The organism is Pandoraea communis, from assembly GCF_902459745.1.
GTDB classification, from domain to species: Bacteria; Pseudomonadota; Gammaproteobacteria; order Burkholderiales; family Burkholderiaceae; genus Pandoraea; species Pandoraea communis.
Genome location: NZ_CABPSJ010000005.1, coordinates 169179 through 184274, shown reverse-complemented (window position 1 = coordinate 184274; position 15096 = coordinate 169179). Strand labels below are relative to the sequence as shown.

General features: G+C 64.0%; 19 protein-coding genes. 13 read left to right on the top strand and 6 right to left on the bottom strand.

The window, feature by feature from the left end; all coding sequences use genetic code 11:
- Nucleotides 1–89: 89 nt before the first annotated feature.
- The 3 genes from PCO31110_RS18860 (at nt 90) to PCO31110_RS18850 (ending at nt 2912) form a co-directional block, all read left to right on the top strand.
- Nucleotides 90–1259, top strand: a complete 1170-nt coding sequence (locus PCO31110_RS18860) for a porin (protein ID WP_036662173.1) — start codon at nt 90–92, stop codon at nt 1257–1259.
- 224 nt (nt 1260–1483) lie between these two features.
- On the top strand, nt 1484–1963 hold the full coding sequence (locus PCO31110_RS18855; RefSeq protein ID WP_010808590.1) for an Lrp/AsnC family transcriptional regulator: 480 nt from the start codon (nt 1484–1486) through the stop codon (nt 1961–1963).
- Nucleotides 1956–2912, top strand: a complete 957-nt coding sequence (locus PCO31110_RS18850) for a DMT family transporter (protein ID WP_150691134.1) — start codon at nt 1956–1958, stop codon at nt 2910–2912. Before PCO31110_RS18855 ends, PCO31110_RS18850 begins: the two co-directional genes overlap by 8 nt.
- A 12-nt stretch (nt 2913–2924) precedes the next feature.
- On the opposite strand, the gene PCO31110_RS18845 is transcribed toward PCO31110_RS18850, so the two are convergent.
- The gene (locus tag PCO31110_RS18845; protein WP_010808588.1) at nt 2925–3683 is read right to left on the bottom strand and encodes an SDR family NAD(P)-dependent oxidoreductase; all 759 of its coding nucleotides are present in this window, start codon (nt 3681–3683) and stop codon (nt 2925–2927) included.
- 273 nt (nt 3684–3956) lie between these two features.
- Here PCO31110_RS18845 and PCO31110_RS18840 point away from each other — a divergent pair, with 273 nt between their 5' ends.
- Nucleotides 3957–4862 (top strand): LysR family transcriptional regulator, encoded by a 906-nt coding sequence (locus tag PCO31110_RS18840; RefSeq protein WP_010808587.1) that lies wholly within the window; start codon nt 3957–3959, stop codon nt 4860–4862.
- A 31-nt stretch (nt 4863–4893) separates the two neighbouring features.
- On the opposite strand, the gene PCO31110_RS18835 is transcribed toward PCO31110_RS18840, so the two are convergent.
- A complete protein-coding gene (locus tag PCO31110_RS18835) occupies nt 4894–5544 on the bottom strand; it encodes a TetR/AcrR family transcriptional regulator (protein WP_010808586.1) in 651 nt (216 codons plus the stop codon).
- A gap of 107 nt (nt 5545–5651) precedes the next feature.
- Between PCO31110_RS18835 and PCO31110_RS18830 the strand changes: the two genes are divergently transcribed.
- From PCO31110_RS18830 to PCO31110_RS18815, 4 genes are all read left to right on the top strand, one after another.
- Nucleotides 5652–6071 carry a YybH family protein gene (locus tag PCO31110_RS18830; RefSeq protein WP_150691133.1) on the top strand — a complete coding sequence of 140 codons (420 nt, stop codon included), beginning with the start codon at nt 5652–5654 and terminating at the stop codon, nt 6069–6071.
- 57 nt (nt 6072–6128) lie between these two features.
- The gene (locus tag PCO31110_RS18825) at nt 6129–6557 is read left to right on the top strand and encodes a VOC family protein (RefSeq protein WP_150691132.1); all 429 of its coding nucleotides are present in this window, start codon (nt 6129–6131) and stop codon (nt 6555–6557) included.
- Nucleotides 6558–6705: 148 nt separating this feature from the next.
- Entirely contained in the window at nt 6706–7635 is a 930-nt protein-coding gene (locus PCO31110_RS18820; protein WP_010808583.1) for an ABC transporter ATP-binding protein, read from the top strand.
- Between the two features lie 8 nt (nt 7636–7643).
- Complete coding sequence (locus PCO31110_RS18815; RefSeq protein ID WP_010808582.1) at nt 7644–8405, top strand: ABC transporter permease; 762 nt, start codon at nt 7644–7646, stop codon at nt 8403–8405.
- An 81-nt stretch (nt 8406–8486) separates the two neighbouring features.
- Here PCO31110_RS18815 and PCO31110_RS18810 read toward each other — a convergent pair whose 3' ends face one another.
- Complete coding sequence (locus tag PCO31110_RS18810) at nt 8487–9101, bottom strand: glutathione S-transferase (protein ID WP_010808581.1); 615 nt, start codon at nt 9099–9101, stop codon at nt 8487–8489.
- A gap of 270 nt (nt 9102–9371) precedes the next feature.
- Here PCO31110_RS18810 and PCO31110_RS18805 point away from each other — a divergent pair, with 270 nt between their 5' ends.
- Both PCO31110_RS18805 and PCO31110_RS18800 read left to right on the top strand, forming a co-directional pair.
- Nucleotides 9372–10061 (top strand): type 1 glutamine amidotransferase domain-containing protein, encoded by a 690-nt coding sequence (locus tag PCO31110_RS18805; RefSeq protein WP_150691131.1) that lies wholly within the window; start codon nt 9372–9374, stop codon nt 10059–10061.
- Entirely contained in the window at nt 10058–10588 is a 531-nt protein-coding gene (locus PCO31110_RS18800) for a GNAT family N-acetyltransferase (RefSeq protein ID WP_150691130.1), read from the top strand. The genes PCO31110_RS18805 and PCO31110_RS18800 overlap by 4 nt, the downstream gene beginning before the upstream one ends.
- 76 nt (nt 10589–10664) lie before the next feature.
- Here PCO31110_RS18800 and PCO31110_RS18795 read toward each other — a convergent pair whose 3' ends face one another.
- Together PCO31110_RS18795 and PCO31110_RS18790 are read right to left on the bottom strand one after the other, a co-directional pair.
- Nucleotides 10665–11189 (bottom strand): DUF1993 domain-containing protein, encoded by a 525-nt coding sequence (locus tag PCO31110_RS18795; protein WP_306439166.1) that lies wholly within the window; start codon nt 11187–11189, stop codon nt 10665–10667.
- A 98-nt stretch (nt 11190–11287) separates the two neighbouring features.
- Nucleotides 11288–11857 (bottom strand): nitrogen fixation protein NifQ, encoded by a 570-nt coding sequence (locus tag PCO31110_RS18790; RefSeq protein WP_174979645.1) that lies wholly within the window; start codon nt 11855–11857, stop codon nt 11288–11290.
- Nucleotides 11858–12076: 219 nt separating this feature from the next.
- Here PCO31110_RS18790 and PCO31110_RS18785 point away from each other — a divergent pair, with 219 nt between their 5' ends.
- The 3 genes from PCO31110_RS18785 (at nt 12077) to PCO31110_RS18775 (ending at nt 14104) form a co-directional block, all read left to right on the top strand.
- Nucleotides 12077–12811, top strand: coding sequence for a YoaK family protein (locus PCO31110_RS18785; RefSeq protein ID WP_010808576.1), 735 nt, complete (start codon nt 12077–12079; stop codon nt 12809–12811).
- Between the two features lie 216 nt (nt 12812–13027).
- A complete protein-coding gene (locus PCO31110_RS18780; RefSeq protein ID WP_150691128.1) occupies nt 13028–13528 on the top strand; it encodes a hypothetical protein in 501 nt (166 codons plus the stop codon).
- A 258-nt stretch (nt 13529–13786) separates the two neighbouring features.
- Nucleotides 13787–14104: a VOC family protein gene (locus PCO31110_RS18775; protein WP_010808574.1), complete on the top strand. Its 318-nt coding sequence runs from the start codon at nt 13787–13789 to the stop codon at nt 14102–14104.
- A gap of 50 nt (nt 14105–14154) precedes the next feature.
- Here PCO31110_RS18775 and PCO31110_RS18770 read toward each other — a convergent pair whose 3' ends face one another.
- A complete protein-coding gene (locus PCO31110_RS18770) occupies nt 14155–15060 on the bottom strand; it encodes a DMT family transporter (protein ID WP_010808573.1) in 906 nt (301 codons plus the stop codon).
- Nucleotides 15061–15096: the final 36 nt, after the last annotated feature.

Genomic DNA, 15096 nt, shown 5'->3' with positions numbered 1-15096 from the left:
ACATGATCCAACGCCATTCGCGCGCGGGACGGCCCTTCTCGTCCCCGCGTTTGCACAAACGCCGATCCGCCCGTACTTCGACCCGGGCCTTGCTGAGCATTTCCCTCGCCATTACGTCACTGCCCGCCCTCGCACAAAGCTCGGTTCAGCTTTACGGCATCATCGACAACGGCATCAGCTATACCAACAACGTCGCGTCTGCGGTCGGCGGCAAGGGCGCGAGCCGTGTGGGCCTGGCCACCGGCTTCGGCAGCGGCGACCGCTTCGGTCTGACGGGCAGCGAAGATCTCGGCGATGGCAACAAGGCCATATTTACGCTCGAGAACGGTTTCAGCGGCATCACCGGATCACTCGGTCAAGGCGGGCGCATGTTCGGACGGCAAGCATTTGCCGGTCTGTCGAATCCGCGCTGGGGCACCCTCACCTTCGGACGCCAGTACGAGTTCGGCTTCGTCTATCTGTCGCCGTTCGAATCGTGGACACAGTTCGGCAGCATCTACGGCGCTCACATCGGCGACGTCGACAACACCTTCTCGACGTTCCGGCTGAACCAGTCTGTGAAGTACGAATACTCACCGATGGCGGGCCTCACGCTCGGCGCCCTGTACGCGTTCAGCAATCAGAGCGCGACCAGCGGCAGCACCGGCTTCTCGAATAACCGGGCGCTCGGTCTTGGTATTCAGTATCAGCGCGGGCCGATCGGTGCAGCGGCGACCTTCCTGCATCTGAGCAATCCGTCGGCATCGGCGGCCAACTCGACCAATCCGGGCGGCGCCATCGGCGACGAATACACGTTGTCGACGAGCCTGTTCTACAACTCGGCCTTCGTTTCGCGTCAGGACGTCATCGGTGTCGCCGGCAGTTACAGCTTCGGTAACGCGCGCGTGAGTGCGGTCTTCACCGACACACGGCTTCGTTATCAGAACGGGCAGGACTTGCGTGTCGACAACTACGAAATCAATACGCGTTATCAATTCTCGCCGGCCGTCGTTGCCGGGATCGGCTACATCTTTACCGACGCATCGGGTTACACCGGTACGGGGGCGACGTCGTTCGCCTCGGGCACGCGCCCGCGCTGGCATCAGATCGACGCGGGAGCGGCGTACTACTTCTCGAAGCGCACCGACCTGCATGCGTCAGTGATCTATCAGCGTGCCGCAGGCGACGCGACAGTGGCCGCCATCAACGCGTTCGGCCCCGCCGGGGCCGGCGTGAAGAATCAGGTGGCTGTGCTCGCGGGTCTGCGTCATCGGTTCTGATCGTTTGCGATACGTGCTCTCCCCCACCGATACCTTCGGCATCGCTTTCGGTATCGGTGGGCCCCGCGTTTTTTTAGCGACCGCAGCCAAGCACGTCGTTGGCGAGAAAGCATGCCTGTCGATTGGCGAACCGATAAATAAGCTAGTATTGCGGCACTGTCGCCTACCGAGCGGCTAATCGACTGGAACGCCGGCCCCCATCCGGGGCGCGTGCGCAATGTGGTATGGAACTCGACGCCATTGATTTGAAGATTCTGCGGGAGCTGCAAGCCGACGCCCGCCTCACCAATGTGGAACTCGCCTCGCGAGTCAGCCTTTCGCCGTCGCCCTGTCTGGCGCGCGTGAAGGCGCTCGAAGCGGCGGGCTATATTCGCCAGCGCGTCACGCTGCTGGACCCGTCCCGGCTCGGGCTGCATATCAACGTTTTCATCCACGTCACGCTCGAGAACCAGAATCGTGACCGCCTGGATGCCTTCGAAGCAGCCGTCACCGCACTGCCGAACGTCATGGAGTGTTACCTGATGTCGGGAGACGCCGACTATCTGTTGCGCGTCATGGTGAGCGACATGAGCGCTTACGAAACGCTGATTACCGATCGTCTGTCCCGCATCCCCGGCATCCGCAACATCCGCTCGAGCTTCGCGCTCAAGCAGGTCATGTACACCACGGCAGTCCCGGTGCCGGACACCTCAGGCGATGCCTGAGGCGGCCGCTGCCGGCAAACCCGCGACACCCCAAGCCGGCCAGCCCCCGCATGGCGGGGCCCGCCAGCAGATCGCACTGCATGTCGCAGCGATGTTGTTCGGCGCGTCGGCACTGTTCGGCGAACACATCGCCGCGAGCAGCACCCTGATCGTCTTCGGTCGCGGCCTCTTCTCATGGCTTGCGCTGAGCGCCATCGCCCTTGCCGGGCTGGCGGGCATGCGCAGCGCGTCACGACTCTCAGGCGGGGCACCGTGGCGGGGACTTTCCTGCGCATCGGCGTTGCGACTCATCGTGGCTGGCGTGTTGCTCGCCGTGCACTGGCTCGCCTTCTTCCTCGCGATCAAAGCGGGCGGCGTCGCCGTCGGCACGCTCGGTTTCGCGTGCTTCCCCGCGTTCGTGATCCTGCTCGAATGGCCCCTGCGCCGCGAACGTCCAACGCTTGGCGACGCCTGGGTCATCGGACTCGTGTGCATCGGACTGGCGCTCGTCACACCGGCGTTCGACTGGCAGGCAGGCGCCACAGTGGGCCTCGCATGGGGCGTACTTTCCGGCGCCATCTACGCAGTAATCGCGCTGTCCAATCGTGTGCTGGGTGCGCAAGCGTCGCCGTTGCAGGCCAGTTGGTGGCAGTGCCTGGGCATCCTTCTCGTGCTCGGCCCGTTTGCATGGCGCGAGGCACTCACACTGCCCGCCCCCCAATGGGGATGGCTCGCGTGCCTTGGCGTTGTCTGTACCGCGCTGGCGTACACCCTTTTCATTCACGCACTGCGCACGGTCAAAGCCAGTCGGGCGGCAGTCGTCATCGCCCTCGAACCGGTGTATGCCATTGCCTTCGCCTGGGTGCTGTTCGGCACCTCGCCCACGCTCAAGATGGCGGTGGGTGGCGTGTGCATCGTCGGTGCCGTCGCCTGGTCCGGTTCGATGCGCTCGCGCCGCAGCCCTCACTGATGCCCTCGCCCCTCAGACGAACATACCGCCCGACGCTTCAATGCGCTGGGCGTTGATCCAGCCCGTCTCCTCTGCCAGCAGTGCCGCCACCATGCCGCCGATATCGTCAGCCTCGCCCACGCGGCCGAGTGCCGTATTCGCCGCGACCATCTGATTGACGCCCGGATTGTCACGCACCGTACCGCCGTTGAAATCCGTGGCGATGGCCCCCGGCGCGACGGTGTTGGCCCGAATGCCGCGCGCCCCCAGTTCCTTCGCCAGATAGCGCGAGAACACCTCGATACCGCCCTTCATCATCGCGTAGGCCGAAGCGCCCGGCAGCGAGAAGCGTGCCAGACCGCTCGACACGTTCAGAATGCGCCCGCCGTCGGCGATCAGCGGCAGCAACGCCTGCGTCAGGAAGTACGGCCCCTTCAGATGAACACGCACTAGGTCGTCGAACTGAGCTTGCGTCGTTTCGGCAAATGCGCTGTGCAAGCCCGTGCCGGCATTGTTGAGCAGGAAGTCGAACGTGTCGCGCTTCCACACGTCGCTCAACACGCGTTTGATCTCTGCAGCAAACGAGGCGAACTGCGACGCGTCCGACACGTCGAGCGGCAGCGCCACGGCATTCGCCCCAAGCTTGACGATCTCGGCCACGACCGCATCGGCTTCTGCGTGCTGGCTGCGATAGGTGAGGATGACGTCGATACCGCGACGGGCGGCAGCCAGTGCCGAAGCACGGCCCAGGCCGCGGCTGCCACCGGTGATGAGAACGATTTTGCGGGTCATGGTAATTCTCCTGAATGCTGAGGGCAGTGCACGCTGGCAGCACCCCGTCGAACAATGTCGGCTGCCCGTTCTATCCGGGCCGTTTCATCCCCGCACCTGCCGGCTCTCGCCTGCGCGCTTGGTCATCGATTGCCGACAGAGCGCTTCAGGTGCTGCGATATGTTCAACATGCTATTGCAACGAATTTAACCAATAAACCCGTCTAATTTGATTAAACTGATCAAATTCAAATAACAATGGATCGGCCGATCAACGCGCCGATCCTCTCTCTCCATGCATCAGCTCGACGCCATGCGCATCTTCGTGCGCGTCACCGAAACGGGCAGCTTCACGCAGGCCGCCGACAGTCTCGGCCTGCCGCGCGCCAGCGTTTCCAACGCCATCAAGCAACTCGAAGCCAAGTTGGGCACGCGCCTGCTGCATCGGACCACCCGGCGTGTGCAGCTCACGCAGGACGGTCAGGCGTGTCTCGAGCGATGCATGGATTTGCTCGCCGACATGGAAGAGTGGGAGACGATGTTCGCCGCGCGCGACGAAGCACTCACGGGCCGCCTGCGCATCGATCTGCCCGCCACGCTCGCGCGTACGACCGTCATTCCGCAATTGCCCGGGTTTCTGGCACAGCACCCGGCGCTACGCGTGGAATTGTCGAGCACCGACCGGCGCGTCGACCTCGTGCGCGAAGGGTTCGACTGCGTGTTGCGCGTGGGTGCCATCGCAGACTCGACGCTGATTGCGCGTCCGCTCGGTCACATGCGTCAGATCAACGTCGCAAGCCCGGCCTACCTCGAACGTTACGGCGTGCCACACACGCTCGACGATCTGCGCAAGCATCAGTTGATTCACTACACGACGACACTGGGCACTCGCCCGGTCGGCTGGGAGTACTTCGATGGCGAGCGCTACACGCAATGGCCGATGGAAGGCGTGCTCACCGTGAACAATGCCGACGCCTATCAGGCGGCGTGCCTCGCCGGGCTCGGGCTGATTCAGGCGCCGGAGAGCGGCGCGCGCGAGCATTTGGCCATCGGCGCGCTCCAGGAAGTGCTGCCCGAGCATCAGGCAGAGCCGTTGGCCGTGACGCTGCTCTATGCGAACCGGCGTCACTTGCCGCGGCGCGTACACGCGTTCATGAACTGGCTCACCGACTTGCTGACACCCCGTCTGACCCATCTCTGAGGCGGCGGGGACGCGCCCCGCACTTGGGCGTCTACAGCCCGCGCTCGACCATGGCGACGAGCCGCTGCCCCAGCACGTCGACCTGATCGCCGGGCAGATCGCGCAGCGGGCCGTCGATCACCAGCACCGCCAGGCCATGCACGGCGGCCCACGCCAGATACTCCGCGCCGGGCCGCTGCGCCGCGCCGATAATGCCGGCGGCAACCATCCCGTCGAGTGCCGCCCCCAAAAGCTGGAAGGGATTGAGCCCGCTCGTTCCCGCTTTCTCCGGCGTCGCCGCCGAACGCACATTCTCCGACGGTGCAAACGCCGTACGGAACAGCCCCGGCTGCGCACGCGCAAAGTGCAGATAGCCAATGCCGACAGCCCGCAAGCCCGCACGGGCACGGCCGGCGGCGTCGAGCGCCGCCATCCCCGGTGCCGCCATCTCGTGCTCAATCGCCAGCGCCAGTTCGGCCAACGCCGCCGAGCGCACAGCATCGAGCAAATCCTGACGATTCGCAAAATGACGATACGCCGCATTGGGCACCACCCCGGCGCGACGCGTGGCCTCGCGCAGAATCACAGCGTCCGGCCCCCCATCGCGTGCCAGCGCTATCCCCGCCTCCAGCAACGCCCGGCGAAGGTCGCCATGCCGGTATGTCGTGCGTGCCGGCCCGGTCGCTGCGTCTTGTTCTGTCATGACAACTCCTTGTGGACAGTGTCCATTATGTCTGCTATTGTTTGTGTACACTGTCCACAAAGGCAAGTTGCAGCGCGACATATCAGCGCAACACGGGAGGAGGCACTATGGTGGAGACATATCCGGCACATGGCGACGAAGCGGCCATTTGTGCGATCAATGCGGCATGGCTCGACGCCGTGCGCAACAAGAAGGTCGGCACATTGCTCGATCATTACGACCCCGATGTCGTGGTGTTCGACGTGATGCCGCCTGTCGAGCATCGCGGCCTTGAGGCGTATCGCCGTTTGCTCGAGGGTTGGTTCGGCCATACGGCCGGGCCGATCCATTTCGAAGTCACGCAATGGCATCTCGAGCACGCCGGCGATCTGGCGTTCAGCCACAGCGTGAATATCGTGCGCAACACCGGTGCCGACGGACAGACATACGGCGCCACCGTGCGTGCGACGGTGTGCTATCGCAAGACACAAGGCCGTTGGCGTGTGGTGCATGAGCATGCCTCGGTACCCATGTCGTTCGCGCCTTAGCACTTTCCTGCCGGGGCGTCGTCATGCCCCTTTTTAAGACATCGAGAGGAGCGCTCCATGCAAGTCCATTCCTATTTGTTTTTTGAAGGTCGTTGCGAAGAAGCCATTACGTTTTACGAGAAAACGCTGGGGGCGAAGCGCGGCATGCTCATGCGCTACAGCGAGAGCCCCGAGCGTTGCCCGGAGGGGATGCTCCCGCCGGGAAGCGAGAACAAGATCATGCACGGCGAATTCACCATCGGCGAATCGATGGTGATGGCCTCGGACGGCAGGGTGAGCGGCAAGCCCAAGTTCGACGGCTTCTCGCTGTCGGTCGACTTTACGGAAGTGGGCGCGGCCGAAAAGGCCTTCAACGCCCTCGCGGACGGCGGTGAAGTCAACATGCCGCTCGCCGAGACCTTCTTCGCAAAGACGTTCGGCATGGTCAAGGATCGCTTCGGCATGAACTGGATGGTGATCGTGCCGAAGGAAATGCCGAAGGGCTAAAGATTCAGGATGCACCGGGGGCCAACGCGGTTGCTTGGCTGCCTGCGGGCGGGCATGCGGGGACAGACGACACCCCCCGATGCCCGCCGTTCTTTTGCCTGCGCAGCCTACCCAACAAGTTCCGCACGCCTGTGCTATCGTCGCCGCCATGCCATCCGTGATCTCAATCCAGAATCTGTCGAAGACGTACGCGACCGGCTTCCAGGCACTCAAGAACATCAACCTGGAAATCCAGCGCGGCGAAATCTTCGCCCTGCTCGGCCCGAACGGTGCCGGCAAAACGACCCTCATCAGTACCATCTGCGGCATCGTGCGCCCAACCTCGGGCACGGTCACCGTCGACGGTCACGACATCGTCACGGACTACCGCGCCGCGCGTGAAGCCATCGGCCTCGTACCGCAGGAACTGACCACCGACTCGTTCGAATCGGTGTGGGCCACCGTCTCTTTCTCGCGTGGCCTGTTCGGCAAGCCCGCGAATCCCGCATACATCGAAAAGGTGCTGCGCTCGCTCTCGCTGTGGGAGAAGAAGGACAGTCGCATCATGCAGCTCTCGGGCGGCATGAAGCGACGCGTGCTGATCGCCAAGGCGCTCTCGCACGAACCGCGCGTGCTGTTCCTGGACGAGCCCACGGCGGGTGTCGACGTCGAGCTGCGCCGCGACATGTGGCGTCTCGTGCAATCGCTGCGCGAGACCGGCGTCACCGTGATCCTCACCACGCACTACATCGAAGAAGCCGAGGAAATGGCCGACCGCGTGGGCATCATCACCGGCGGTCAGATCACGCTCGTGCAGGAGAAGACCGAGCTGATGCGGCACATGGGCAGCAAGCAGCTCACGATGCAACTCGCCGAGCCATTGTCTGCCGTGCCCGAATCGCTGGCCCGCTACGGCCTTGCGCTCGGCAACAACGGCACCGAACTTGCCTTCAACTACGACGCCAATATCGAGCAAACCTCCATCGCGACCCTGCTGCGCGACATGGAGCATGCCGGTCTCTCGGTGAAGGATCTGCACACGACGCAAAGCTCGCTCGAAGACATCTTCGTCTCGCTCGTACACAAAAAAGAAGGATGAGCCGCGCCATGAATTTCTACGCCGTCAGGGCGATCTACAACTTCGAGATGGCTCGCACGCGTCGCACGCTGATGCAGAGCATCATCTCGCCCGTCATCTCGACGTCGCTTTACTTTGTGGTGTTCGGCGCAGCCATCGGCTCGCGCATTCCCGAGATCGAGGGCGTGCCGTACGGCGCGTTCATCGTGCCGGGCCTCATCATGCTTTCGCTGCTTACGCAGAGCGTGACGAACGCCTCGTTCGGCATCTATTTCCCACGATTTACCGGCACGATCTACGAGGTACTCTCCGCGCCCGTGTCGTATATGGAGATCGTGGTGGCGTATGTGGGGGCCGCGGCGACCAAGTCGATCATTCTCGGTGTCATCATGCTCGGCACCGCCGCGCTGTTCGTGCCGCTGCGCATCGAGCATCCGCTCTGGATGGTGCTGTTTCTGGTGCTCACCGCCGTGACGTTCAGCCTGCTCGGCTTCATCATCGGTATCTGGGCCGACGGATTCGAGAAGCTGCAACTGGTGCCGCTGCTCATCATCACGCCGCTCACGTTCCTCGGCGGCAGCTTCTATTCGACAAGCATCCTGCCGCCGTTCTGGCGCACGGTCACGCTGTTCAATCCGGTCGTGTATCTCATCAGCGGTTTTCGCTGGAGCTTCTACGGGCTGGCAGACGTGAGCGTGGGTGTCAGTCTCGGCATGACGATCGTCTTCCTTGCCGTCTTCCTCGCCATCGTTGCCTGGATGTTCAAGACAGGCTACCGGCTCAAGAACTGATGCTGCGTGCCGGACGGTGAATCGTCCGGCACCGCCCATCCCTCCCCTCCCTGCACCGGCCCTGCGCTCCGGCCATCCGCATCAGAGCGGCGGCGTTTCCCGGAATGCAGGCAGCGCCTCGGCCTGCGCGGAGAACTTGGCGACTTCCGGAAAGTCGTTGCCGAAGTCGATTTCCGGCAACATCAATTGATGGAAGCGCCACGCCACGGCAATCGCCACACCATGCTCGCCGATACCGTCCGGCGTCGCCAGCACGGGCTTGCGCGCCAGTTCGGTCTCCAGTTCGCGGAACGCCGCGTGCACCTGTTTGCGAACGCGATCCGTCCAGGGCGTGTGGCGCTTCTCGCTCGGGCGCAGCTCGCGCTCGTACACCAGTTGCACCGACTTCTCGCATGCCGCCAGTGCCAGCCCCGTGAGGCGCAACGCGCGCAGGTGTTCGGCGGGGTCGACGGGCACGAGCCGCCGCGCCGGTTCGACCAGCGTCTCGGCGTATTGCAGGATGAGCGTCGAGTCCATGAGCACCGTGCCGTCGTCGGTCACAAGTGTCGGGGCTTTCACGACCGGGTTGATCGTCGAGAATTCGTCGAACGTTCGAAAGACGGACAGCGAGCGATGTTCGTACGGCAACCCCAGCAGCTTCAGACAGATCGCCGTGCGGCGCACGTACGGGGAATCCAGCATTCCAATCAATTGCATGTCTTGCTCCTGTGGTCGGCAGTCTCTGCCGGTGCTCATGTGATCGGTTCGGTTGTCATGCGACGGGCAGCGCCCGCATCCGCACAAGCATAGCGGACGTCCAACGCCGCGCAAATCGAATTCGATTGCGGTTTTCTGTGAATCCGGCTCACAAGCGGCCTGTGGCGCGACACCGGGCCGGAAACCTGTCGCACCGCTTGCCGACACCTGCGAGCGCGTCGCATGACAGGTAGAATGTGCCGCATGGCCGACTCGACAGGGAGACATCTCATGAACATCCTGATGGTTCTGACCTCGCACGACCGCCTTGGCGACACGGGCAAGAAGACCGGCTTCTGGCTCGAAGAATTCGCCGCGCCTTACTACGTATTCATCGACGAAGGGCTGGATGTCACGTTGGCATCCCCCGCAGGCGGTCAGCCGCCGCTCGATCCGAAGAGCGACGAGCCCGATGCGCAGACCGACGCAACGCGGCGCTTTCGTGAAGATCCCGAGGCCCAGAAGGCGCTTGCCAACACCCTCCGGCTGGCCGACGTCAAAGCCACCGACTACGACGCCCTCTTCTACCCCGGCGGCCACGGCCCGCTGTGGGATCTGGCGCAAGACCCGAACTCCATCCATCTGATCGAATCCTTCGAGCGCGCGGGCAAGGCGACCGGCTTCGTCTGTCACGCACCGGGAGTGCTGCGACAGGTGCGCAGCGAGAACGGCGAGCCGCTCGTACGTGGCCGTCATGTGACCGGTTTCACCAACGCCGAAGAGGCGGCGGTCGGCCTCACCGATGTGGTGCCGTTCCTCGTCGAAGACGAACTCAAACGTCTGGGGGGTCTGTACGAGAAAGCCGGCAACTGGCAATCGCATGTGGTCGGGGACGGACGGCTCGTGACGGGCCAGAATCCCGCCTCGTCGGAAGAAGCGGCGCGTACCGTACTTGCAATGATGGAGCCTCGTCTGCCATGAATTCGCGGGCGCCATCCGTCGACGTGCGGCGTCTCGTGCCGAGCGATGCGCTCGCATTTCAGGCATTGCGGCTCGCAGGTCTGCAAGCCCACCCCGAGGCGTTCGGATCGACTTACGAGGAAGAGAAGGACTTGCCGGTCGAACGGGTGCGTGAACGGCTGGTGGCGCGCACCGATGGCGGTGTCTTCGGCGCGTTCGAGAACGAACGGCTGATTGGCGTGCTGGGTCTGGGACGCGGGGAGCGCACGAACTTCGCGCACGTCGGCTTTTTGTGGGGAATGTATGTGCACTCGGACGCAGCGGGGCGCGGCGTCGGGCGTGCGCTGGTCGAAGCGGCGCTCGCGCTCGCGCGCTCGCAGCCGGGGCTACGTCACGTCACCTTGCAAGTGAGCGCCGACAATCGCCCTGCGATCGCGCTTTATCAATCGTTCGGCTTCGTCGAAATCGGGCGCGAGCCCGACGCCATGCGCGCCGGCAACGGTTTCCAGGACGAACTGCGCATGTACCTCCCCATCGCCACGCGCTAACGTGCGGGAGCCTCCGGGCCCCCGCGCCGCCGCGCCGCCGCGCCGCCGCGCCGCCGCGCATCGTACATCGCGCAAGTCAGATCTTTTCCATCTCGTACGGGCCGAGATAATCCTTCTTGCCCACGTCCACCCCTTGTGCACGCAGGATGTCGTGCGTGGTCGTCACGTGGAAATAGAAGTTCGGCAGCGCGAACTTGAACAGATAATCGACCGCATCCATCGTGGTCTGATATTCCTTGAACTTCAGCGTGATCTGGCGCGATTCGGCGCCGTCGAAGCGGTCTTCGAGCATACCGGCAATGAACGCCTCGGTATTTGCGATGCGATCACGCAATTGATCGAAGGTCGTCTCGTTGTCGTCGAACTTCGGCGACTCCACGCCCGTGAACCGAGCCACGGCAAACTTCGCCGTGTCGCTCACGCGCTGCACCTGCGCGACGAAGTCGAGCATGTCGGGGGCGAGCTTCGCTTTCAGAATCGTTTGCGGGTCGAGTGACTTCGCCTCGCAATGGGCACGGGCCGTCTTGATGTAGTCGGCCATCACGGTCAGACCACGTAGATAGACGGGGATGGTGGCGCGATAGAGTGAAATCGACATCATGAAACTCCTCGGGGGGATGGCGTTGCGGGTAATGCGCACAAGTCGCGCAGACGCCCATGCTATCAGCGCCCGGGAATTCTCGCCGTGCACCGGACGGCTTACGGAAACTCGACAGGAGCGCTCGCCGGGCGCAAATGCGCGAAGCATTCGCCGTAAGCCTCGCACCCCGGACATCCCGGCGCGGGTGCGGGCGCACGGCCATACGCTCTGGCCCACGCCTCGGCGAGGAAGCGCTTCCAGCGCAGGTTGGCGGTGTTCTCAATCACCAGCGACGGGAAGCAATGCGTGAGCAGGGCCGTCACATCTTCACGACCGGTCAGGCCGAGGTCTCGCCACAGATGATCGGGACGCAGACACGCCGTGGCGAGAATCGTCGCCATATCGGCCGCATCCGCCGGGTGCAGGATCGGATCGGCCCGGCGGCGCAGCATCTCGCGCATCTCCGCGACGAAGGTGGCGTGCGATGCCCAGGCGGGCGTCGGCAAATCGGCCGCGAGTGCGTGCCACGCCTGGGGCACCGGTGCGAAATGGCGACGCAGCAACGCTGCCATTGCCGCGCCCGAGAGCCCCAGACGCGCCACGCGCTCGGGCGTCGCATTCGCGCGCAATAGCGACGCGAACAGCGCCGCCTCGGTGCGCGAATGCGATGGGGTCAGCGAAACGCTCATGGCCATTCAGTCCCTCGACACGTCGAATGGGTAGGGGATGAGGCAAGACGGGGCGTCGTCAGGCAGCAATGGCGCCCAGTAGCATGCCGAAGTATAGCGGGTCGGTGCAACGCCGCCCGTCACGGGGCGATGATATGCTCCATCAGCGCCCGGAGCCGCTCCCGCACGCCGCTCCACAGGGACAAGATCCACACAACAGCAGTCGTCAGAGGAGCCATCATGGGTACCCCGCGCCACATCCCCACACCGACCGAGGCCTCCAGTTTCGCCCGCGCATGGGTCAGTCATTTTTCCAAACCGGCCGCCATCGGCATGGCGCTCGCGTTCGTGGCGGGTTACATCGACGTCGTGGGCTTCATTGCACTCTTCGGGCTTTTCACCGCGCATGTGACCGGCAACTTCGTGATGATCGGCGTACAACTGGTCGCCAGCACGCATGTGGGCGTGCTGGCCAAACTGCTGGCGCTGCCCGTGTTCGTTGTCTTCGTCGCGCTCGTGAAGCTGGTCGTGCAAGGCTTTTCGCGCACCGAGCGCCGACCGCTGCGCCTGCTGCTCGCGGTGCAGACGCTACTGCTGCTCGGCTTCATGATCGTGGGCATGGCGGCACAGCCCATCGTCTCGGCAGACGCACCGCTCGCAATTCTGTCGGGCATGTTCGGCGTGGCCGCCCTCGCCATCCAGAACGCCGTCGGACGCCTCGTGCTCGCCGACCTCGCACCAACGACGATCATGACCGGTAACACCACGCAGATCGTGATCGACATGGTCGAGTTGGCAAGCGGCAGTTGCGGCGACGACAAGGCCGCACGCGCCCGTTTGCGCAAGATGATTCCGGCGCTTGCCGCGTTTGCGGTCGGAGCCGTTTTCGGCGGCTTCGCGTATCACGGCGCGGGCTTCTGGTGCGTGATGCTGCCGGTGGTATTGCTCATCGCACTGGCGGTGGCGAACGAGTGACTTGCCGGTGCCCGCCGTCTTCGCGCGAAGCGAGGCCCGCCCGACGCGTTCGCCGGCGGCAGGCGGGTCAAGCGTTGACGCCCGGGTCTCCCTACGCAATACGGCGAACCCGTCCGCGCCTCGGCCGGACGCGGTAAAATCACCGCTTTCGCAAGCCCACGTCCCGACGCGCCTTGCGCATACCGCACTCATCTCCCCAAGCCCAGATTTCCGACAGTGACTGCCACCTCCACCGACCTTCATCCGACCGACGACACCGATGCCATCCACGAAGATCGCCTGTGGCGCGACGACGGATGGACGGCCAAGGTCGTCAAGAACGAGGAAGACGACGGATGGGCCGTCGCCATGTACCGGGATGGGGAGTCGGAACCGGCGCTCGTCGGGCCGTGGACGATGGGGCGCGACAAGAAGAATCCGAAACCGCTCGACGTCAACGCGTTTCACACGCTCGTGAAGACGGCTGACGAAGTGCTGCGGCGTCACGAACAGCAATTGCGCGCGCAGTTGCACAAACGTGTGAGCGTCGACGGTCCCGACGGCGACATCGACGTCACGCTCGACATCGTGCCCGACGACTACGATCCGTACGCCATGCTGAGCGCCATCGACCGCTTCGGTGAAACGCTCGCCTCGGTCAAGGTGCCACCCACGTTCAAGCTCTCACGCAACAGCGCCCGCGCGTGGGTCGAGAACGACTTCCAGCGCCCCCAGTAAGCGCCCGCTCACTCACGCCTCCCCCTGTCACGACGCCGGCTCGATTCCAGCACGACGCCAGCGAAATCGGCTGGCCATCCGCGCCATCCAGTTACGCCGGATACCGGGATAACCTGCCGTCTGGCAGAGCGTCCTGACGACATCTAGGATAGGCCTCGTCGATCCTATCGATCTGATCGACCTCGATAGCTCGCATCGCGAGCGGGCACTCACATCGCCCTGCGTCGATGCATTGCCATACCCATGTCAGGAGCCCCCATGAAACGCTTTCACATCGCGCTCGCCGTGCGCGATCTCGACGAGTCCATTCAAGACTATTCGACGCGTCTCGGTCAGCCGCCTGCGGCGGTCGTGCCCGGCGCCTACGCCATGTGGCGCACCGACCTGCTGAACTTCTCGATCAACCAGTCGCCCGCGCAAGCCGGTACGCTGCGGCACATCGGCTTCGAAGACGACAGCGTCCCCGAATATTCCAGCAGCACCGACTGCAACGGCCTGCTCTGGGAAGCGTTCTGCGCAGCAGAGCAGGACCGTCGCATAGTGAGCACTTACGGGGTCGCGGTACGTGGTTCGTAACGCGTAGCCCCCTTCCCTTGCTGCCGCAGCATCGCCGCGCGGCAGCGGGCTTACGCCGCCTCAGGGGCTGTACCGAAACCAGGCAACGGCCGCTGCCAGCGCTGCGCAATGAACACCCCGGCAAGCGCCACACCGCCGCCGATCAGGTGGAACGTGTGCAAGCGCTCACCCAGCAACACCACCGCAATCGCCGCCGTCATGACAGGCAGTACGTTGATGAACATGCTGCACCGATTCGGCCCCAGATGGCGAATGCCCTGAATCCAGAGGATCGGCAACAGAATCGACGCCCCCAGCCCCGCGTACAACACCAGCGGCACCGTGGCGGTGTTGAGTTGTGCCTGACCGGCGGGCACGAGCGCAAGCATCGGGATCATCGTCACGAGTGCTGCCCAGGCCTGCACGTAAGTCGACTGCGCAGGCGGCACGGCCACGTGCCAGCGTCGCAGCAACACGCTGTACAGCCCGTAGGATGCCGACGCGATCAACATGAGCACGTCGCCCAGATGTACGCCGCCGTCGAGCAGTTGTGACGGATGCCCCTGCCCGATCAGATACACCAGTCCCGCCAGTGACAACAGGCCACCGACGAGCATGCCGAGCGTTGGCGGCTCACGCAGCAGCACGACGCTCCACAGCAACGTGAGCAGCGGCGCGAGGGCCGTCACGATGGCCATGTTCGTCGCCGTCGTGCTGTGCGCCGCCAGATACGACAGGCTCTGATAGAACGACATGCTCAGGAAACCGAGGAAGCCGAGTTTCGCCAGTTGAGGGCGAATGTGCCCCCAGTTGCGCGCCAGCGGGCGAATGACGAATGGCGTCATGACGGCAAGCGCCAGCACCAGCCGGTAGAACGTGATGGCCGACGGCGCGATGGTCGTGGCCGAGAGCTTCGAGACGATGACATTGCCGGCCCACAACAGCATGGCGCCCAGCGGATACAGGAGGTACCCCATGACGATTTTCCGCAAGTATGAAAAGGAAGCGTCATC